Raw genomic sequence first — 19,799 nt, forward strand, 5'->3', positions numbered from 1 at the left:
GGGATGGCGAAGGGCGATTTCCGGCTTTGCGACGTCGTCTTGGACGATACGATCGGCCGTTCGACGCCCGATGTCGAGCATGAACGCGCCGTCGCCATCTTCGATCTGATCGAGGAGAACAGCTTCGCGCCGCTCGGCCATGCCGGCGGGCCCTACCGGTTGAACATCTCGCTGGTCGATTCGAAGCTGGTCTTCGGCATCACGACGGAAGAGGGTGGCACGGTTGCCACCCATATCCTGTCGCTCACCCCTTTCCGGCGGATCGTCAAGGATTACTTCATGATCTGCGAGAGCTATTATGAAGCGATCCGTTCGGCCACACCGAGCCGCATCGAGGCGATCGACATGGGCCGGCGCGGTATCCACAATGAAGGTTCGCAGACGCTGAAGGACAGGCTGACCGGCAAGATAGAGGTCGATTTCGACACCGCCCGGCGGCTGTTCACCCTGGTCTGCGTGCTCTACTGGCGCGGGTGACGGCCATGGATCTCGCCGCCGACGTCGAGGAGGGAAAGCGGCCGGGCGCCATCCTCTTCATGTGCGGCATGAATGCCATCCGCTCGCCGATGGCTGAAGCGATTGCCCGTAGCATTCTGCCGTCCAATACCTATATCAAGTCCGCCGGCGTTCGCGCCGGCGAACGTGATCCCTTCGTGGATGTCGTGCTCGAAGAAATCGGGCTGTCCCTTGGGCGCCGCCAGCCGCAAACGCTGGAAGAGCTCGAGGACGATTTTTTCGATCTGATCATCACCCTGTCGCCGCAGGCCCATCATTCGGCGCTCGAGCTGACCAGGTCGAATGCGATCGACGTCGTCTACTGGCCGACGATGGATCCGACCGTTGTCAGCGGCACGCGCGAGCAGATTCTGGAGAGCTACCGCGAGGTTCGCGATCACCTGGCCGGCCTCATCGAAAGCCGGCTACTCAAGCGAAATGGCATCGCCGCGCAATCGGCTTGAAAACAAATAAAGGAAAGCCTGATCAACAAGGTTCACAAACCATCGTTGATTGTGTAGTTTCCGCCCAAATTTTGAAGGCGCGCCCTGCGCTGCCTATTCAACCCACAGGAAGAAAACACTTATATGCCTAAAGAAGAAGTCCTCGAATTCCCGGGAATCGTCACCGAACTTCTGCCGAATGCGACGTTCCGCGTGAAGCTCGAAAACGAACACGAGATCATCGCCCATACCGCCGGCCGTATGCGCAAGAACCGTATCCGCGTTCTCGCCGGCGACAAGGTGCTGGTGGAAATGACGCCCTACGATCTGACCAAGGGCCGCATCACCTACCGTTTCAAGTAAGCTTGCCCAGGGCCCTGCAAGGGTTTTTCTCCCGTCTGCCGATGGTCGAGGTTCCATGACGCTGAAATACAAGCTCATTCTGGCCTCGGGCTCGCCCCGTCGCGTCGACCTGCTCAACCAGGCCGGCATCGAGCCATCGCGCCTGATGCCGATGGATATCGACGAGGCGCCGAAGAAGTCGGAGCACCCGCGTTCGCTCGCCCGCCGGCTTTCGGCGGAGAAGGCCGAGGCTGCCCTTGCCGCCATAAAAGGCGATATCACCTGGAAGGGCAGCTATATCCTGTCAGCCGATACGGTGGTCGCCGTCGGCCGGCGCATTCTCGGCAAGGCCGAGTTCGCCGACGAGGCGTTGAGCTCGCTGCATCTCTTGTCGGGGCGCAACCATATGGTCTACACCGGCGTTTGCCTGGTGACGCCGGATCGCAAGATCCGCCAGAAGATCGTCGAGACCAAGGTCCGCTTCAAGCGGCTCTCCGGCTTCGAGATCGAAAACTACCTGGCCTCCGGCCAGTGGCGCGGCAAGGCAGGCGCCTACGGCATCCAGGGCCTTGCCGGCACCTTCGTACAGAAGATGGTGGGTTCCTACACCAATGTCGTCGGCCTGCCGCTTTATGAAACCATTCTGCTTCTGACCGGCGAAGGCTTCGATGTGCATAGCCGGTGGCCCGAGGGCTGAGCCCGACGGCCGATGCTTGAAGCGCGTCACGATCTTTCAGATCCCTCGCGCTTTAAGGCTTTGTTTTTACGCATGTCGTTGTCGCAAAACCGTTGGACATTTTTGCTCGACATGCTCTAGGACGGACCGATATGCCAGACGACAACAAACCGGCCGCCAAGGTCGAGCCGCTGCGCAAGGCGCGCCCTTGCCCCGAATGCGGCAAACCCTCCCACCGCGAACATTACCCCTTCTGCTCCAATCGCTGCCGCGAGGTCGATCTCTCCCGCTGGCTGACCGGCGCCTATGCCATCCCGGTGGCCGACGACGAGACGAAGGCCGATTACCCAGATGAGGAAAACTAGAGAAACTTCCCGGCGAAGCTCTTATTTTTCCTCAAGAATCCGCAAAACCGGCAAGACCGTCAAAAAAGAGTCATTTGACGCTTGCCATGGCCGAACAAGATGCTATAACCCCGCTCGCTTCCGGGGCGAACCAAGGCCCCACGGTTCTTTTTCTGAAAAGCACCAGCGGAAGCAGGTTAGCCCAGGTAGCTCAGTTGGTAGAGCAGCGGATTGAAAATCCGCGTGTCACTGGTTCGATTCCGGTCCTGGGCACCACTTTGATTTCCTTACCAATCAGCTTATTCTTGAGCGCCTGAAAACGTGCGGCTTTGCTGCCGCAGCCGGTAGCAGCGCGAAACGTGGTAGCGAACGTCGAACGATGTTGCTCCGAGCACGGGCGCGCTGGGCTGTCCTCCGTGTAGACAACCGTCGTAGAAAACCCTCACTTGAAATTGCATTTTATGCGCGATGGGAGGCGCAGGTCGAGGATGACAACGTCAGATTACTGCGCTGGCCGATCCTTCAGGTCAACTGGGCCATGCCAATGGTTTTGACGGTAGAGCATAAATAGTGAAAGGAATCGCAAGTCCGTGATGAGAGAATTCCGCCGGCATTCCGGTCGCGAGTGTCCCGACGACGCGGAGGTCCAAAGTTCGAAGTGCTGTTAAGCTGCAAAATTTTGATGGGTGACTCAGACAGGTTTGCAGCTGACTGCTTGCTACACCCGTGCGATAGAGGGCCGTGTATCGATGGGATGTTCGTTTCAGCCGGTCTCATATCGTGAATCCCTGATGGGAACCGCGAGTCCGCCCGTCCGTTACCATTTGAGCAACGGAGGACATGGACATGCGCAAGAAAAAAGCCATCGTCGAGGCGGCGCTCGAGTCCGAGTATGAGCGCCAGGCGCTCGGAATCATGAATACGGAGCAAGCCCTGAAGCTCGAGGATTCCGACGGTCTTGTTTTCAGCCATCCGGACAAAGAGGCCGGCGTGACGGATCATTTTATTGATCAAGATGAGCTGCGCCGATTGGTGCGGCGGCCAAAACCGCCGCTTCCCGTATCGCAATCGCAGGATCGTACGACACGTTAATCCTGAATCTCACGCGATCATATAGCCGCCGTCCACGGGCATCGATATCCCGTTCACCATGGCAGCTTCATCGGAAAGCAGGAAGAGAACAACTTCGGCAATGTCAGCTGGCTCGGCAAACCGACCGACGGGAATTCGTTGCATCATCCCCGTGGCCTTCTCGGGATCGCTCCATGCCTTCACCGCCATCGGGGTCAGCGTCACCGTGGGATGGATTCCGTTGGCGCGGATGCCGTGAGGTGCAAGCTCCTTGGCCATGACGCGCGTCAAGCCATCCAATCCACCCTTCGACGCGCAATAGGCAGCGTGGTCGGGGAGGCCGACGAAGGCGGCGACCGACGAGACATTGACGATGGCGCCTCTGCGGCCCTCTTTGATCAGTGAACGAGCATATTCCTGGGCGACGATCATCGGAGCACGCGTGTTGACCGCGACAAGCCGGTCGAAGGCTTCGACGGTTGTCTCCAGGAACGGCTGGAGTTCGGTCGTGCCGGCGCAGTTGACGAGAAAATCGGCGGGAAGGGCGGCGATCGCAGCCTGTCTGGTCGCATCGGCGTCGGCGAGATCGACCTGTATGGCCCGGCAGCCGGGCTCCCCACGCAATGCTTCGACGTCGGCGGCACTCCGCGTCAGGGCCACCACCTCAGCACCCCGCTCGATGAGCATCCTGACAATTTCGCGTCCGATGCCTTTTCCGGCGCCGGTCACGATAACCGTCTTTCCTTTGAACTCCATGGATCGTCTCCCTTACAGTCTCTGGCCCGTTTCCCGATCGAAGATATGTGCACGTCGGGGATCGATGTGGAAGTACATCGTCCGTCCGGGATCGACCTCGATGCGTTCGCGGATCAGCGCGTCGATCGGCACGCCGCCCGTGCGGCCGAAGATCAATGTCTCCGAACCGGTGGGCTCGAACACCGAGACCTCCACCGGAACGCCTTCATCGCCGATCGTGATATGCTCCGGCCGGATGCCGTAGGTTACGGCTCTTCCTTCGTCCGCATTGGTATGTCCCATGGGAAGGGCGATACCCTGGTCGGTGACGACGACCTTCCTGCCGTCACGGGTGGCGATGCGACCTTGCAGGAAGTTCATCGATGGGCTGCCGATGAAGCCGGCGACGAAGAGGTTGACCGGGAAGTCGTAGAGATCGAGCGGCTTGCCGATCTGCTCGACCCTGCCGTCGCGCATCACCACGATCTTGTTGGCCATCGTCATGGCCTCGATCTGATCATGCGTGACGTAGACGGTCGTGGTCTTCAGCCGCTGGTGAAGCTCCTTGATCTCGACGCGCATGGTGACGCGGAGTTTAGCGTCGAGGTTCGACAATGGTTCGTCGAACAGGAAGACCTTCGGATCGCGCACGATCGCGCGGCCCATCGCCACGCGCTGACGCTGCCCGCCCGACAGCTGTTTCGGATAGCGGTCGAGATAACGCGTCAGGTCGAGAATCTCGGCCGCCCTGCCGACCTTCTCGTCGATCTCCGCCTTGGGGCGCTTGGCCATCTTCAGCGGAAAACCCATATTCTCGGCGACCGTCTTGTGCGGATAAAGCGCATAGCTCTGGAAGACCATGGCGATGTCGCGCTCCTTCGGCGGAGCGTTGGTGACGACACGGCCGCCGATCCGGATATCGCCGCCGCTGACGGTCTCGAGACCGGCGATCATCCGCAGCAGTGTGGACTTGCCGCATCCGGATGGGCCGACCAGCACGACGAATTCGCCATCCTCGATGTCGACGCTGACGCCGTGCATGACCTGTAGTGCGCCATACTTCTTGGTGACGTCGCTCACCTGTACATTTGCCAATGTCGTTCCTCCCTAAATCAGTTCAGCTTGTATCTTGGCGTTGAGGGAATTCATCGGCTCATCCCTTCCAGACGAGATAGGCGCCGAGGACCGCCGAGATGGCTGCCGCAAACCAGACCGAAAGCCCGAACGGCTCGAGGAACCGCATCCAGAACAGCGAGAGCGCGACCCAGATCACCACCGCGATGAACAGCCGGTCGAACCAGTTCGTTTCGATCGGCAGAAAGCCCGGCTTGCGTTGATTATTTCCTGATGGAGACGTCATGGCTTCATCCTTTCACGGCGCCGAAGGTCAGGCCGGCAACGATGTGACGTTGCACCACCGAAAACACGATGAGTGCCGGAACCAGTGTCAGCATTGAGATCGCCGCCATGATGCCCCAGGCCGTTCCCGTGGTCGTCACATATTCCGACAGGCCGGTGGTCAGCGTCCGCGCATTGAAATTGGTGAGCGTCGCCGCCAGCAGATATTCGTTCCACGCAAACACCCAGGTCAGGATCAGCGTTACCGCGAGTCCGGGCCGTGCTAAGGGAAAGACGATGTCGTAGAGGACGACCCATGGGCTGGCGCCGTCCATATAGGCGGCCTCGTCCAGCTCTTTTGGGATCCCCTCCACGGTCGGGCGCAGCGTCCAGATGGCGAAGGGAAGGTTGAAGGAGCAATAGACCAGGATCATGCCCAGCCTGGAATCGGCGAGCGAGAAGTCGCCGATCCTGTAGACCTGCGTCAGCAGCAGGAAAAGCGGCAGCAGGAAGACCGCCGGCGGCGCCATGCGGTTGGTGATCGTCCAGAAGAAGATACTTTCCTTGCCGGCAAGCTGGAAGCGCGTCAGGGCGTAGCAGGCAAAAAAACCGAGCGTCGTGACAAGCAGCGCGTTGCCCGACGAAATGATCATCGAGTTGAGCATGTATCCGCGCAAGGTCGGATTGGTCAGCACGTCCTGGTAATTCTTCCAGAAGAAGCTCCGGAGAATGACGTCGGGCGTCGAGAACAGGTCGAAGGGCTGTTTCACCGAGATGACGAACAGCCAGTAGATCGGGAAAAGGGTCGCGAGGCTTATCAGGGTCCACAGGACGACCGGAAGCCAGGGGGTCTGGGTCTTCATCGCGTCAACCTCTCTTCACGCGGGGCGCAATCAGGCCGACATAGAGCAGCCAGCAGACGACGATGGTGAGGTATAGGACGATGACGGATATGGCCGAACCGTAGCCGTAATTCGTCTTGGGAAAGACTTCCCGGAAGATATGGACGCCGATATAGCGCGTCGATGAGCCCGGACCGCCACCGGTCAGCATCAGCACTTCGTCGACCGTGCGCAGCGCGTCCATCAGCCGGATGAACACGGTGGCGAGCAGGGCCGGGCGGATCAAAGGCAGCGTAATGTGCCAGAAGATCTGGCTCTTGCCGGCGCCGTCGATCTGCGCCTGCTCGAACGGGTCCGACGGAAGCGAGACGAGGGCGGCGATCAGCGAGAGGGTGACGAGCGGCGTCCAGTGCCAGATGTCCATGATCACTGTCACGGTGAAGGCCGCGACGGCACTCTGGCCGATATTCAGATCGTAGCCGAACCAGCTTCGGAGCAGATAGGGAATGATGCCGATCGACGGCGTGGTCATCAGCTTCCAGACGGAGCCGACGATGATCGGCGCCATGATCAGCGGCAGGGTATGGATCGTGCGAAACACCGCTTTTCCGGGAAAGTCCTTCAGCAGCGCCTGGGCAAGGATGTAGCCGAGGACCAGTTCCGACACGACCGCGAAGAAGACGAATGCCAGGGTTATGCCGAGCGATGCCAGGAACTGCTGGTCGAAGACCAGCCGCCTATAATTGTCAGCCCAGTTGAAGACCATGCCCGGATTGGCCGCGAACGGGTTCCATGCGTGGAACGAGACCCAGAGGACGTAGATGAACGGGAAGATCCCGAACAGTCCAAGGATTATGATGGTCGGTGACAGCAACAGCCATCCGAGCTTCTGCGAATGCATCGCCTATCCCCCATTGAACGTTATGTGGACGTCCGCTCCGTCTAGGAGCGCAAGATGACGGGTCGCAGGAAACGACCCGTCAGTTGGGGAGGATGTTTTATTTGCGATAGCCGAGCGAGGTGAGCTCCTCTTCGGCCTTGGCCGCCATCTGGTCGAGGCCTTCATCGGGGCCGATCTTGCCGGTCAGGATATCGTAGAAGATCGGAGCGGTCGCTTCACGCACCTGTGCATGGAAGGGGTAGGGAGGAGCGCCGGCGAAGAGCTTGCCCTCGTCCTTCAGCATGGTGTAGAAGCCGCCGAGCTTGACGTCCATCTCCTTCACCTTCGGATCGTCGAACGTCGCCTTGTTGGTGATGCGCGGCGCGGCGATCGCCCAATCGGGCTGCACTTCGTTCTGGCCGATGAATTCGAGGAAGAGCAGCGACGCTTCCTTGTTCTTGGACGTGATCGGCACGCCGAAGGCGCCGCCATCGTAATAGCCGATATAGCCCTTTCCGGCTTTCGCATCGTCCAATACGCCTGGCTCGAGCGGCGGCAGAGCGAAGCCGACCTGTCCCACAACCTTCGACTGTGCCGGATCGCTGGCGATCCAGGCGGCGTTCTCACCGTAGATCAGTCCCTGGGCGACACGACCCGCGGCAAAGGTCGTCGCGGTTTCCGTCCAGGTCGACTGCGTCGATTCCGGAGGAGCGATGTCGCGCAGGTGCAACCAATATTTCAGCGCGGCCTTCGCCTTGTCGCCGTTCATCGAGCCGCCGTGTTCGACCGTCGCCGCATAATTGTTCTTGGCGTCGATGCCCCAATTGTAGACGCCGAAGGTCGGCACGATGGACTCGAAGAATTCATACCAGGACGCCGGATGGCCGGTATGGGCCTGAGCGGTCGTGCCCCAGAGCTCCAGGCCGTTGTCCTTGCCGTACTTCGTGAAGAATTCGGCAATCTCCGTATATTCCGCGTGGGTGGTCGCCGGCTTCAGCTCCCTGCCGGTTTCCTTCTTGAAGGCTTCCTTGATCTTCGGATCGTCGAACAGGTCCTTACGATAGAGATAGGTCTTCAGGAAGGCTTCCATCGGAACGCCGAAGAGATCGCCGCTCGTGTCCTTGAAGTAGTCGGCAAAGCTGGTGAAGTTCGAGTCGTCATAGGTCGGCGCCTTCAGATCCGGCTGGTCTTTCAGCGTCTTGGTGATGTCGACGAGGAAATTCCTGGCGAGATAAGAGTAGATGATGTCCTGCTCGATATAGACCATGTCATAGATGCCGGTTTTGGCTTCCATGTCCTTGATGGCCTTATCGTACATCTGATCCCAGGACGTCGTCTCGATGTCGACCTTGATGCCGGTCTTCTTTTCGAATTCCGGGGCGAGCACGTTCTTGATGTAGTTCGATGGCGGGGTGCTTTCGGTGACGCCGTGCAGCGTCACGCCCTTGTATTTAGCCCCGGCATCGGACCAGAAGTCGGCCCAGGCCGGCGAGGCGGTGGTGGCGAGGCCGAGCGTCAGCGCAAGCGCGCTAGCCTTCAAAGCATGATGCATTTCCAATCCTCCCAGAGTGCAGCGAGATCGTTTCGCCGGTGCTTGTGTAGGCCAAAAAATCCGACTACGCAACATTTGTTGTCTAAACATGCAAATAGGCGGACTATCTCTTTGATTTTTGCGGAAACTAATTTCTTTTGCAGAGGTGGATTAGTGTGAATTGGCCTAAAATGCTGCATTGCAAAGATATTTCGCATGGCAACAAAAAATATGAGCTTAAAATTATTTGTTGCCTTACCAAACTAAAAGGCATAGCACTGTCCGCAATCAAAGGCAGATCGTGGAGGAAAAACCTATGCGTCGATTGGGCATCCATTCATTTGTATGGACAGGCGGCCAAACGCAGGAAGGGCTGGAGATGGCCCTCAACAAGACTGCCGAACATGGATATCGCACCATCGAATTTGCCTATCTCAGGCCGGAGAAATTCAATCTCGATCGATTGGCGAAGCTTGCGCAGTCCCTTGACGTCGAGATCGGCGTGACGATGGGTCTGCCGCTCGACAAGGACGTATCAAGCGAGGACATGTCTGCTGTCTCCGCCGGCAAGCAGACGCTGGCCGATGCCGTTCGGGCGGTCCGCGATATCGGCGGCAACAAGCTCGGCGGGATTCTCTATTCCGCCCACACCAAGTACAATCGCCAGCCGACGAGGAAGGGCTGGGACAACAGTGTCGCCGCGATCGCCGCAACCGGCGAAGTCGCCAGGCAGGCGAACGTCGACCTCGTCCTGGAGGTCGTCAACCGGTTCGAGACGAACCTGCTGAATACGACGGCGCAGGGGCTCAAGTTCATCGCCGAGACCGGATCGGCGCATGTCCGTCTGCATCTCGACACGTTCCACATGAACATCGAGGAAGCCAATCCGGCCGCCGCGATCCGTCTGGCCGGCGACAAGATCGGCTACTTCCACATCGGCGAGAGCAATCGCGGGTACCTCGGCGACGGCGTCATCAACTTCGATCTGATCTTCGACGCGCTGCTCGACATCGACTACAGCAGCGACATCGTGTTCGAAAGCTTCTCGACGACGGTGGTCGACGAAGGCCTTTCGCTCGCCTGCGCGATCTGGCGCGATACCTGGGAGGAGAATGATCCGCTTGCAGCCCATGCGAAGCGCTACATCGAGCTGAAATATGACGAGGCCAAGCGCCGCCGCGCCACAAACGCGCGGCCCTGATTATCCTTCTGACAGCCTGTTCCGGTCGTGTAAGGGTTGGGCGACTTGAAGGGAATTGAAATATGAACGACACCGTCTCCATCGGGAGTTCGCCGCGCAGGATCCGGCAGAACAATATCGTCGCCGCCTTGCAGACGATCTACGCCCACCGAAGCCTCAGCCGAGCCGATCTCGCCCGCAAGCTCGGCATGAATCGCTCATCCTCGGGAGAGATCGTCGCCGAACTGACGGAAGGCGGGTTCGTTCAGGAGTCGGATGAGAGCGGCAAGCCGCGCTCGGAGCATTCCCGTGCCGGGCGTCCGGGCATCATGCTCGAACTGGTTGCCGATGCCGCATTCTTCGTCGGGATAGAGATCGGCGTCGAGCATATATCGGCAGCAGTCATCGATCTCTCCGCCGAAGTCCGGGCATGCCGGAAAATGGCGTTCGATACGCCGTCTTCGACGGTGGAGGCGGCAGTAGCGCAGGGTGTCGAACTCATTATCGGCGCGATGGCGAAAGGGATGATCGGCAGGTGCAAGGGTCTCGGCATATCGACGCCGGCCCATATCCGGCCGGATGGATTTGTCACCCTGGCCCCGATCATCGGCTGGCGGGACGTGCCGTTGAAGGAGATTGGCCGCGCTGCCTTCCTGGCCGCCGTCCCGGATACCCTCCCGATCGCGGTCGAAAACGACGCCAACGCCTTTGCGATCGGTGACAGCTATCGTCACGGCGCCGCGGGTGTGACCCTGTTCCTGCTCATGGAAACCGGTGTCGGCGGCGGCATCATGATCGATGGCAAGCTGTTCCGGGGCGGCCACGGCCTGGCGGGAGAAATCGGCCACACAATGGTGCCGGGAAGCGGCGGTCAGAAGTTCGAACAGTTGATCGGTCGCGAGGTGCTCATCAGGCAGTATCGCGAGGCTGTCGGCCGCAAGGACGCGGATCTGCAGGACTTCCTCGGCGACGTTCGTGACCGTGTCCCGGCCGCGGTCAATATCGCCGAAAGCTGGTCGCGCCATCTCGCATACGCCTTGCTGCAGGCGTGTCGTCTGCTCGACCCGGACAGGATCGTGCTCGGCGGCTCCGTGGCATCCCTCTACCCGATGGTCGCCGCCCGCGTGGCGGTCCACATGTCGGAGGGCCAGAACATCCCTTTCCCCACGCCTGAGATCGTCGTCGACGGCGATGCGGAGTTCGGTTCCGCCTTCGGGGCGGCATGCATGCTGCACCAGCGCTTTCTGTCATTGGAGAACGAGGAATTCGGCAGCGAGGATGGTGCGCCGGTCCAATCGGCGACGAGTTGACGACAAGAACGATCGAAAGCAGGATTGAAATGGCTTCAGTATTGGCCCCGGACGCGCTCGGTCCCACGGTTTGCGTAGGCGAGATCCTCGTGGAGATCGTCGCCACGACGGTTGGAGACGGGTTTCTCGAAGCCCAGCCGCTGGTCGGCCCGTTTGCGAGCGGGGCGCCGGCGATCTTCATTTCGCAATGCGGCCGCCTGGGCGGCAAAGCGGCCATGGTCGGCGCCGTCGGCGATGACGATTTCGGCCGCGTCAATACCGATCGCCTCAAACGCGATGGCGTCGATGTGTCGGCGATCTCGATCGATCCGGACTATCCCACAGGAAGCGCCTTTGTCCGCTACCGCAAGGATGGCTCCCGGGATTTCGTCTACAACATCGCCACATCCGCAGCTGCGCGCTTCGGCTGGTCGCAAACGGTCGGCGATCTGATCGATCGGAGCGGGCATCTTCACGTGATGGGCTCGGCTCTGTCGGTCCCCAGTGCGCGGGAGGTGATCGACAAGGCGGTCGATATCGTCAAGGCACGCGGCGGAACGCTCTCGGTGGACCCGAACATTCGCAAGGAGTTGAAACTGGATGGGGACACCGAGCGCCGCTTTTCCAAGCTCGTCGCCATGGCCGATCTCCTTCTGCCGTCCGGAGAGGAGCTCGAGCGTGCCGCAGGTGTCGAAGGCGAGGCAGAAGCGATCCGCCGCTTGTTCGAGATCGGTGTCAAGGAGGTCGTGCTGAAACGCGGAGCTGATGGTGCGACCTATTTCGGCGGGCAAGGAGACCGCATCGACGCTCCGGCATTCGTCGTTCAGGAGGTCGACCCGACGGGTGCCGGCGACTGCTTCGGCGGTGCCTATCTCACCTGCCGGCGGCTCGGAATGTCTCAGCAGCAAGCGCTGACCTATGCCTCGGCTGCCGGCGCCCGCAATGTGACCGTGCTGGGCCCGATGGAAGGGGCCGGCACTCGCCGAGAACTCGATGCATTTATCGCTTCAACGGAAAGGCGGCCGTGATGCAGGTGCATCTCAACCAACTCGCCAGGCTGAGGATCGAAGGCCACCCGAAAGGCGTGACCTCCGTATGCTCCGCCCATCCGATCGTGCTTCGAGCTGCACTTCGGCACGGGCGGCAACAGGAGAGTACCGTCCTGATCGAAGCGACCTGCAACCAGGTCAACCACCTCGGCGGCTACACGGGCATGACGCCAAGCGACTTTGCGTCTCTCGTGATGAAGATCGCCGCAGAGGAAGGGTGCCCCGAAAATCTGATCGTTCTCGGCGGCGATCACCTCGGTCCCAATCCTTGGCGCGATCGCCCGGCGCAAGAGGCGATGGCCGAGGCGGAGAAGATGGTTGCCGCCTATGTCGACGCCGGATTCCGCAAGATTCACCTCGATGCCTCGATGGGCTGCCTGGGCGAGCCGGTGGCGCTCGACGACGAAACCACCGCCCATCGTGCCGCCCGGCTGGCTAAAGTCGCCGACCTCTCGGCGAAGAAGGCCGGCGGCGCAATGCCGGTTTATGTCATCGGCACCGAGGTGCCGCCGCCGGGTGGGGCCGACCATGCCCTTACAGCGATCGAACCGACGGCTGCTGCGGCGGCGCTGAAGACGATCGACGTTCATCGCCGGGTTTTTGCAGAGGCAGGACTGGCGGAAGCGTTCGGACGCGCCATCGGTCTGGTCGTTCAGCCGGGCGTCGAGTTCGGCAATCACAATGTCATCCTCTATGACAGCAGCAAGATCGATGCGCTGCAGTCGGTGCTGACAGAGGAGCCGCAATTCGTGTTCGAGGCGCACTCGACGGATTATCAGGGCACCGGCCCGTTGGCCGCGCTGGTGGAGGACGGGTTTCCCATCCTGAAGGTCGGTCCCGAGCTGACCTTCGTCCTGCGCGAGGCGCTCTACGCGCTGGATGCGATCGCGTCCGATCTCTTGCCCAATTACGGCCAGCGTCCGCTTTATGCAGCGATGGAGACGCTGATGCTCGATCGGCCGGGCAATTGGAACCGCCACTACCATGGAACGGATGGCGAGAAGCGGTGGCTGCGTCACTACTCGCTCTCCGACCGTATCCGCTACTACTGGGCGTCAGCTGAAGCGCAAGGCGCCGTCACGCGCCTGTGCGAGATTCTTCGAGGGCAATCCGTGCCGCTGCCTTTGCTTTGGCAGCACATGCCGGCCGCGCAGCACTTCGCAGATGCGCCGCTCGATCCGGAACAGGTTCTGGTCTGGAGAGTGACGAAAAGTCTTTCGGACTATCACGCCGCCTGCGGCGTCGAGAAATCAGCATCAAGATAGGAGGAGAAATCGATGACGGAATTGAATGGGAAGATCGCAGCGGTCACGGGTGCAGCGTCCGGAATAGGACTCGCTTCGACGGAGGCAATGCTCGCCGCTGGCGCGACGGTCGTGCTGGTGGACCGCGATGAGAAGGCCCTTGAGACGGTTTGCGCCCGGCTTGGCGAGCGCGCCATTCCGCTCAAGATCAACTTGCTGGATCCGGACCAGTGCGCGGGACTGCTCGAGGGTGTCCTGTCGAAGACGGGCAAACTCGACATCCTGCACGCCAATGCCGGCACCTATATCGGCGGCGACCTGATGGAAACCGATCTCGATACCATTGATCGGATGCTCAATCTCAATGTCAACGTCGTCATCAAGAACGTTCGAAACGTCATTCCGCACATGATCGAACGCGGCACCGGCGACATTGTCGTCACCAGCTCGGTCGCCGGACATTCGGCGATTCCATGGGAACCGGTCTATTCGTCGTCGAAGTGGGCGATGACATGCTTCGTCCAGACGATGCGACGCCAGCTTCTGAAAAGCGGCATTCGCGTAGGCTCGGTTTCTCCGGGGCCGGTGATCAGCGCTCTGCTTGCGGACTGGCCGGAGGAAAACCTTCGCAAGGCCAAGGAGGCCGGGGCTTTGATCGAGCCCAAGGAAGTAGCCGACGCGATCATCTTCATGCTGACCCGGCCGCGCAACGTCACCATCCGCGATATCGTGGTGCTTCCAAGCGCATTCGACATCTGAAGGAGCCTGACATGAGTTACCAGCAGAAATTTCGCCTGGACGGCGAACGTGCGGTGGTCACAGGCGGAGGGCGTGCGATCGGCCTCTGCTGCACCGAGGCGCTGGCGGAGGCGGGTGCTGCCGTCGTTGTCATCGAACGCAGCGGGGTCGACGCTGAGCAAGCGCTTGCGCTGCGCGGCAGAGGCTACGACGTCGAAGTCCGGGTTGGTGACGTCACCGACGCGGCCCGAATGGACGCAATCGCAACCGAGCTTGCCGATGGCGGGCGGCCGACAACGATCCTCGTCAACAATGCCGGCATTGGCCAGAGCGGCATTCCGGCGGAGGAGCTCACCGACGCGGATTGGCTGCGCATGATGGACGTCAATCTCAACGGTGTCTTCTGGTGCTCGCGCGCCTTCGGTCGCCCCATGATTTCGATGAAACGGGGCGCCATCGTCAATCTCGGCTCGATGTCGGGGACGATCTGCAACCGGCCTCAGCCTCAGACGGCCTATAACGTCTCCAAGGCGGCGGTCCATCATCTCACGCGCTCGTTGGCCGCCGAGTGGGCGCATCACGGCGTCAGGGTCAATGCCGTCGCGCCCACCTATATCGAGACACCCATGGTGGCGGCCGTCGAAGCCAATCGCGAGCGGATTCCATTCTGGCTCGCCGACACACCGATGGGCAGGATGGGAACGCCGGAGGAGGTGGCAAGTGCTGTCCTCTTCCTCGCATCGGGGGCAGCCAGCCTGATGACCGGGGCGATCGTCAATGTCGATGCGGGCTTCACCTGCTGGTAATCTTTTGGGAGCGAGGCGCGCGTTGGAAGGCCGGCTGCAAACAAATCAGGGAATGTGGAAACGTTACCACATTTTCTTGACTCTCATTCCTGCTGCATTTATTCGAATGTGGAAACGTTGCCATATCTGGGAGGAGTGTGATGAAATCCGCGCGGTTGAACCGACTTTTCGGCGTGTCTGGAAATTGTTTTGACGTTGCCATCGATCACGGCATGTTCAATGAACGAACCTTCCTTTCCGGCATCGAGAACATGAAGATGGCCATCGAGGTGATCGCTGAGGCGGCACCCGATGCCATTCAGCTTCCGCCGGGGACCGCACCCATTCTGCAGGCGATCCCCGGCAAGCATCGTCCGGCACTGGTGCTGCGCACCGACATCGCCAACATTTACGGCAATCCTCTGCCGTCCCAGCTGTTCTCCGAAATGATCGACAGGGCGGTGGAACAGGGCGTTGCGTTGGATGCCGCCTGTGTCGTCGTCAATCTTTTGATGCTGCCGGACCAGCCGGAGGTCTACCGCGCCTGCGTGCGCAATGTGAACAGCCTGAAGCGCCAATGCGAGATTTACGGCATGCCGCTGATGGTCGAACCGCTCGTCATGCAGGACAATTCCAAGGGTGCCTACATGGTGGATGGCGCGATCGACAAGATCCTGCCGCTTGTGCGTCAGGCGGCCGAACTTGGTGCTGATATCATCAAGGCCGACCCCTGCGACAATGTCGAGGAATATCATCGCGTGGTCGAGATCGCCCAAGGCCTGCCGGTGCTGGTGCGCGGCGGCGGCCGCGTTTCGGATCAGGAAATCCTGATCCGCACCAAGCAGTTGATGGAGCAGGGCGCCCGTGGCATCGTCTATGGCCGCAACGTCATCCAGCATCACAATCCCGGCGGCATGACGCGGGCCTTGATGGCGATCGTCCATGACAAGGCTTCCGTCGAGCAAGCCTCCCGGCATATTGGCTGACGCGCATCGGGGAGGAGATGTCATGACGAAAATATTCCGCTTCGGCGTCATCGGCTGCGGCCTGATGGGGCGCGAATTTGCCAGCGCCGCGGCGCGCTGGCTGCATCTGGCCGATGTGAAGGCACGACCGGAAATCGTCGCCGTCTGCGACACCAACACGACGCTGCTCGACTGGTTCAAGGATCATGTGCCGAGCGTTCGCCAAGTGACCGCCGACTATAAGGAGCTTCTGGCCAATCCCGAGGTCGATGCGGTCTATTGCGCAGTCCCGCATGTGCTGCACCAGCAATTCTATATCGATATCCTGAAGGCCGGAAAGCATCTTCTCGGCGAGAAGCCCTTCGGCATGGACGCAGCTCAGAACCGGGAGATCATGGCGGTTCTCGCCGAACATCCCGAACTCCTGGTCCGCTGCTCCTCGGAAATGCCGTTCTTCCCCGGCGCACAGAAGGTTATCGCGCTCGCAAAAAGCGGCGAGATGGGGGAAATCCTCGAAGTCGAGGCCGGTTTCCTGCACTCCTCGGATATCGACCGGCAGAAGCCGATCAACTGGAAGCGCATGGCCGAGATCAACGGCGACTATGGCTGCATGGGTGATCTCGGCATGCATGTGCTGCACGTGCCGCTGCGTCTCGGCTGGCGCCCGACCACCCTGCATGCGCAATTGGTCAAGAAGGTCACCGAACGTCCCGACGGCAAGGGCGGCATGCTGCCCTGCACCACCTGGGACAATGCGACGATCAGCAGCCGCGTGCGCACCGGCGATCAGGATTTCCCGATGGTGCTGAAAACCTGGCGCATCGCGCCCGGCGAATCCAACAGCTGGTACATCCGCGTTCTCGGCATGAAGAAAAGCGCTTTCTTCAGCACGAAGTCGCCGCGCCAGTGGCAGTGGATGGATTATAATGGCGGTGCGCAAGCCTGGAGCACCGAGGATCTCGGCTACGGCTCGCTGTTTCCAGCCATTACAGGCAAGATCTTCGAATTCGGTTTTGCCGACGCCATACAGCAGATGTGGGCGGCCTTCGTCGACGAACTTGCCGGCGGCAATGCCAACGGTTTCGGCTGCGCGACGCCGGCGGAGGCGCAGGCGCATCATGCGGTGCTGACGGCTGCTCTCAAATCCGGCCGCGAAGACGTCGTGGTGCCGGTCGCGTATGGTGGGGCATCCGCCTGATGAAGCGCTCTGCGATCAACGCCGCCTTGCGGCGGGCAACCGAAACTCTCGAGCGCTGGCACTGGTCCCTGCCGGCATGGGGCTATTGGACGGCGGCGGATTTTGCCGCTCATCCGGAGGCCTCAGCCTATTTGCGCGCCCATCAGCTGGGTTGGGATGTCACCGATTTCGGCTCGAACCGGTTTGCCGAATGCGGCCTCGTGCTGTTCTGCCTGCGCAATGGCATCGTTGATATCGAGGGTGAGCGGACCTATGCCGAAAAGTTGCTCTTCGTTGGGGAAGGGCAGGTCACGCCGACGCACCGGCATGCGGCGAAGATGGAAGACATCATCAATCGCGCCGGCGGCGATCTCGTCATCGAATTCGCCGCAACCGATGCCGATGGCAATGTGCTGACGGAGGATGTGACGGTTCCGGTCGACGGGCTGCCGCACCGCCTCTCCGCATGGGAGCCGCTGGTTCTCAAGCCTGGCCAGAGCGTGACGATCCGCACCGGGCTTTACCACCGCTTCTATGGCCGGAAAGGCGGTGGAGCTGTGCTTGCCGGCGAGGTCAGCCAGGTCAATGACGACAACAGCGATAATGTCTTCCTGGAGCCGATCGGCCGCTTTGCCGCGATCGAGGAGGACGAGCCGCCGCTCAAACCCCTCTGGAACGAAGGAGGCCGCTGATGCGAACCGGGGAGGAGGTTCAACATCGCGACAGTCGGAAAAAGGGCGGCATCGTCTGCGCGGGAAACTTCATCGTCGATCGCGTCCACACCCTGTCCTATTGGCCCGAACAGGGCAATCTTGCTCATATCCTGCACCAGGATCTGGGCGTGGGCGGCGGGGCGGCCAATGTCGTCACCGATCTCGCCTCGCTCGGATTTCCGGGAAGGCTGGCGGCGGCCGGATGCATCGGCGCCGATCAGGACGGAGAAATCGTCAAGGCCCGCCTTGCCGTTGCCGGCGTCGACGTCGGCGGGCTGACGGCGCTGGCCGACCGGGTGACGGCGCATACGCATGTCATGAATGTGCCCGGTCAGAACCGCACCTTCTTCTATCATGGCGGCGCCAACGATGCCGTCACCGACAAGCATGTCTCACCCGCGGCCTTCGCCAAGGCCGGCTATCGGCTGTTCTATCTCGGTTACCTCATGCTGTTGCCGGGTCTCGACCGCATCGGCCCCGACGGTCGTTCGGGAGCGTCGCGCCTGCTGGAGGCCGCGCGCCGCGCGGGGCTCACGACCTGCGTGGATTTCGTTTCGAGCGAAGACCCGGACTTTGCGGCCAAGGTCGGCGTCGCTCTGCCCTTCTGCGATTTCCTGATCATCAACGAGATGGAGGCGGGTCGGGCAACCGGCGTTACCGTTCGCGATGCGAAGGGAGATTTGATCGAGGCGGGGCTATTGGAAGCGGGCGAGCGCCTGCTGGCCGCGGGCGTCGCGAAAGGAGCGATCATCCATGCGCCGGAAATCTGCTTCTGGTTTGCATCAGGCGCTTCCCCGGTCATGACGCGGTCAAGGCCCGTCGACCCCAGTGACATCGTCAGCACGGTCGGCGCCGGAGACGCCTTCTGCGCCGCCGTGCTCTACGGCCTGCATGAGAACTGGCCGGTCGAGCATATCTGCGCCGTCGCCCATGCGGCGGCCGCGCGTTGCCTTGGGGGTGCGACGGCCACGGATGGCATCCCCGACATATCCGTCCTCCTTCAGGAGGCAACGGAGACGAACCCGCAACCCGCTTGACCCATCGGCGTCGCCTCGGGAGAGGGTGGCGCCGATCATCGTCCAGTCGGAATGGAGGAGCAGACATGAAGCTATTCACTATGGCAGCCGTAGACGGCAACCTTGCCGATTTAGGCGCGACCGGGGAGGCAGGGCGATGACCTATACGGAAACGGAACGGCTCTCCGGCAAGGTGGCATTGGTCACAGGAGGCGCGAGCGGCATCGGCAAAGCGGTCTGCGAACGCTTCGCCGCCGAAGGCGCCAGGGTTGTCGTGGCGGATCTCGACGGTGAACGCTGCGCGCGGGTGGCGGAAACGATCGGTCCTGATGCCTGGGGTGTGGCGCTTGACGTGACCAGCCAGGACAGTATCGAAGAGGCGGCACGCTTCACCATCTCAACCGCCGGTCAGATCGACATCCTGGTCAATGCCGCCGGTATTTACGACGTCGAGTCGATTCTGGAGATATCCCGGGAGCGCACCGCTCGGGTATTTCAGGTCAATATCGAAGGCCTGATCTTCATGACGCAGGCCGTCGCCCGGCACATGGTGGAGAGAGGGGAAGGTGGACGCATCATCAACTTCTCGTCCCAGGCGGGGCGTCGGGGCGAAGGACCGGCAGTGGCTTATTGCGCCTCCAAGGCGGCTGTCATCAGCATCACGCAAAGCTGCGCTCTCGAGCTGATCCGCTACGGGATCAACGTCAACGCCATCGCGCCCGGCGTCGTCGATACGCCGATGTGGGACGTCGTCGATGCAAAACTCGGCAGCCGCGAAGGTTTGAAACCCGGCGACGTCAAACGCCGCGTGGCCGCCGCCGTCCCCGCCGGACGATTTGGCGCGCCCCAAGAACAAGCGGCCATGGCAGCCTTCCTGGCCGGCCCCGATGCAGCATACATCGTGGCGCAGTGCTACAATGTCGATGGCGGCAATGTCATGAGCTGA

Annotated in this window: 23 protein-coding genes and 1 tRNA gene; 18 read left to right on the forward strand and 6 right to left on the reverse strand. The window is 61.0% G+C overall.

Features of this window, described 5'->3' with window-relative positions; translation table 11 throughout:
- The first annotated feature begins 3 nt into the window (after positions 1-3).
- The 7 genes from PO860_RS01240 to PO860_RS01270 all read left to right on the forward strand — a co-directional run bounded on the left by PO860_RS01240 (position 4) and on the right by PO860_RS01270 (position 3,392).
- Positions 4-477 carry a UPF0262 family protein gene (locus PO860_RS01240; protein WP_097619979.1) on the forward strand — a complete coding sequence of 158 codons (474 nt, stop codon included), beginning with the start codon at positions 4-6 and terminating at the stop codon, positions 475-477.
- Positions 478-482: 5 nt separating this feature from the next.
- Positions 483-959, forward strand: coding sequence for an arsenate-mycothiol transferase ArsC (locus tag PO860_RS01245; RefSeq protein WP_183605634.1), 477 nt, complete (start codon positions 483-485; stop codon positions 957-959).
- 123 nt (positions 960-1,082) lie between these two features.
- The gene (infA, locus tag PO860_RS01250) at positions 1,083-1,301 is read left to right on the forward strand and encodes a translation initiation factor IF-1 (RefSeq protein WP_003545338.1); all 219 of its coding nucleotides are present in this window, start codon (positions 1,083-1,085) and stop codon (positions 1,299-1,301) included.
- A gap of 55 nt (positions 1,302-1,356) precedes the next feature.
- The gene (locus tag PO860_RS01255) at positions 1,357-1,977 is read left to right on the forward strand and encodes a Maf-like protein (RefSeq protein ID WP_028757471.1); all 621 of its coding nucleotides are present in this window, start codon (positions 1,357-1,359) and stop codon (positions 1,975-1,977) included.
- Positions 1,978-2,108: 131 nt separating this feature from the next.
- Positions 2,109-2,321 (forward strand): DNA gyrase inhibitor YacG, encoded by a 213-nt coding sequence (gene yacG / locus PO860_RS01260; protein WP_183605635.1) that lies wholly within the window; start codon positions 2,109-2,111, stop codon positions 2,319-2,321.
- Positions 2,322-2,500: 179 nt separating this feature from the next.
- A tRNA-Phe gene (locus PO860_RS01265) sits at positions 2,501-2,576 on the forward strand.
- A 564-nt stretch (positions 2,577-3,140) separates the two neighbouring features.
- Positions 3,141-3,392, forward strand: a complete 252-nt coding sequence (locus PO860_RS01270) for a hypothetical protein (RefSeq protein WP_275038019.1) — start codon at positions 3,141-3,143, stop codon at positions 3,390-3,392.
- A 9-nt stretch (positions 3,393-3,401) separates the two neighbouring features.
- Here the strand turns inward: PO860_RS01270 and PO860_RS01275 are convergent, their stop codons facing one another.
- From PO860_RS01275 to PO860_RS01300, 6 genes are all read right to left on the reverse strand, one after another.
- The gene (locus PO860_RS01275; protein WP_183605637.1) at positions 3,402-4,127 is read right to left on the reverse strand and encodes an SDR family oxidoreductase; all 726 of its coding nucleotides are present in this window, start codon (positions 4,125-4,127) and stop codon (positions 3,402-3,404) included.
- Between the two features lie 12 nt (positions 4,128-4,139).
- Positions 4,140-5,201, reverse strand: a complete 1,062-nt coding sequence (locus PO860_RS01280) for an ABC transporter ATP-binding protein (RefSeq protein ID WP_272782915.1) — start codon at positions 5,199-5,201, stop codon at positions 4,140-4,142.
- 58 nt (positions 5,202-5,259) lie between these two features.
- Positions 5,260-5,466, reverse strand: coding sequence for a DUF2160 family membrane protein (locus PO860_RS01285; RefSeq protein WP_183605639.1), 207 nt, complete (start codon positions 5,464-5,466; stop codon positions 5,260-5,262).
- A 4-nt stretch (positions 5,467-5,470) separates the two neighbouring features.
- A complete protein-coding gene (locus PO860_RS01290; RefSeq protein WP_275038020.1) occupies positions 5,471-6,307 on the reverse strand; it encodes a carbohydrate ABC transporter permease in 837 nt (278 codons plus the stop codon).
- Between the two features lie 4 nt (positions 6,308-6,311).
- Positions 6,312-7,187 carry a carbohydrate ABC transporter permease gene (locus PO860_RS01295; protein WP_272782918.1) on the reverse strand — a complete coding sequence of 292 codons (876 nt, stop codon included), beginning with the start codon at positions 7,185-7,187 and terminating at the stop codon, positions 6,312-6,314.
- Positions 7,188-7,284: 97 nt separating this feature from the next.
- Positions 7,285-8,718, reverse strand: a complete 1,434-nt coding sequence (locus PO860_RS01300; RefSeq protein ID WP_272782919.1) for an extracellular solute-binding protein — start codon at positions 8,716-8,718, stop codon at positions 7,285-7,287.
- A 295-nt stretch (positions 8,719-9,013) separates the two neighbouring features.
- Between PO860_RS01300 and PO860_RS01305 the strand changes: the two genes are divergently transcribed.
- The 11 genes from PO860_RS01305 to PO860_RS01355 all read left to right on the forward strand — a co-directional run bounded on the left by PO860_RS01305 (position 9,014) and on the right by PO860_RS01355 (position 19,799).
- Entirely contained in the window at positions 9,014-9,898 is an 885-nt protein-coding gene (locus PO860_RS01305) for a sugar phosphate isomerase/epimerase family protein (protein ID WP_275038021.1), read from the forward strand.
- Between the two features lie 62 nt (positions 9,899-9,960).
- Complete coding sequence (locus PO860_RS01310; protein ID WP_273883565.1) at positions 9,961-11,187, forward strand: ROK family protein; 1,227 nt, start codon at positions 9,961-9,963, stop codon at positions 11,185-11,187.
- Between the two features lie 29 nt (positions 11,188-11,216).
- On the forward strand, positions 11,217-12,194 hold the full coding sequence (locus tag PO860_RS01315) for a tagatose kinase (protein ID WP_183605644.1): 978 nt from the start codon (positions 11,217-11,219) through the stop codon (positions 12,192-12,194).
- Entirely contained in the window at positions 12,194-13,480 is a 1,287-nt protein-coding gene (locus PO860_RS01320) for a D-tagatose-bisphosphate aldolase, class II, non-catalytic subunit (protein WP_275038345.1), read from the forward strand. Before PO860_RS01315 ends, PO860_RS01320 begins: the two co-directional genes overlap by 1 nt.
- Before the next feature lie 12 nt (positions 13,481-13,492).
- Complete coding sequence (locus PO860_RS01325; protein ID WP_272782920.1) at positions 13,493-14,218, forward strand: SDR family oxidoreductase; 726 nt, start codon at positions 13,493-13,495, stop codon at positions 14,216-14,218.
- Between the two features lie 11 nt (positions 14,219-14,229).
- Positions 14,230-15,003 carry an SDR family NAD(P)-dependent oxidoreductase gene (locus PO860_RS01330; protein ID WP_275038022.1) on the forward strand — a complete coding sequence of 258 codons (774 nt, stop codon included), beginning with the start codon at positions 14,230-14,232 and terminating at the stop codon, positions 15,001-15,003.
- 140 nt (positions 15,004-15,143) lie between these two features.
- Positions 15,144-15,968, forward strand: coding sequence for a class I fructose-bisphosphate aldolase (locus PO860_RS01335; RefSeq protein WP_183605647.1), 825 nt, complete (start codon positions 15,144-15,146; stop codon positions 15,966-15,968).
- Between the two features lie 22 nt (positions 15,969-15,990).
- Entirely contained in the window at positions 15,991-17,145 is a 1,155-nt protein-coding gene (locus PO860_RS01340) for a Gfo/Idh/MocA family protein (RefSeq protein ID WP_275038023.1), read from the forward strand.
- On the forward strand, positions 17,145-17,816 hold the full coding sequence (locus PO860_RS01345; RefSeq protein WP_275038024.1) for a D-lyxose/D-mannose family sugar isomerase: 672 nt from the start codon (positions 17,145-17,147) through the stop codon (positions 17,814-17,816). The genes PO860_RS01340 and PO860_RS01345 overlap by 1 nt, the downstream gene beginning before the upstream one ends.
- On the forward strand, positions 17,816-18,874 hold the full coding sequence (locus PO860_RS01350; RefSeq protein WP_273879945.1) for a carbohydrate kinase family protein: 1,059 nt from the start codon (positions 17,816-17,818) through the stop codon (positions 18,872-18,874). Before PO860_RS01345 ends, PO860_RS01350 begins: the two co-directional genes overlap by 1 nt.
- Before the next feature lie 136 nt (positions 18,875-19,010).
- Entirely contained in the window at positions 19,011-19,799 is a 789-nt protein-coding gene (locus tag PO860_RS01355) for an L-iditol 2-dehydrogenase (protein WP_183605651.1), read from the forward strand.

This window comes from Rhizobium binxianense, from assembly GCF_028994275.1.
In the GTDB taxonomy this organism is placed as follows: domain Bacteria; phylum Pseudomonadota; class Alphaproteobacteria; order Rhizobiales; family Rhizobiaceae; genus Rhizobium; species Rhizobium binxianense.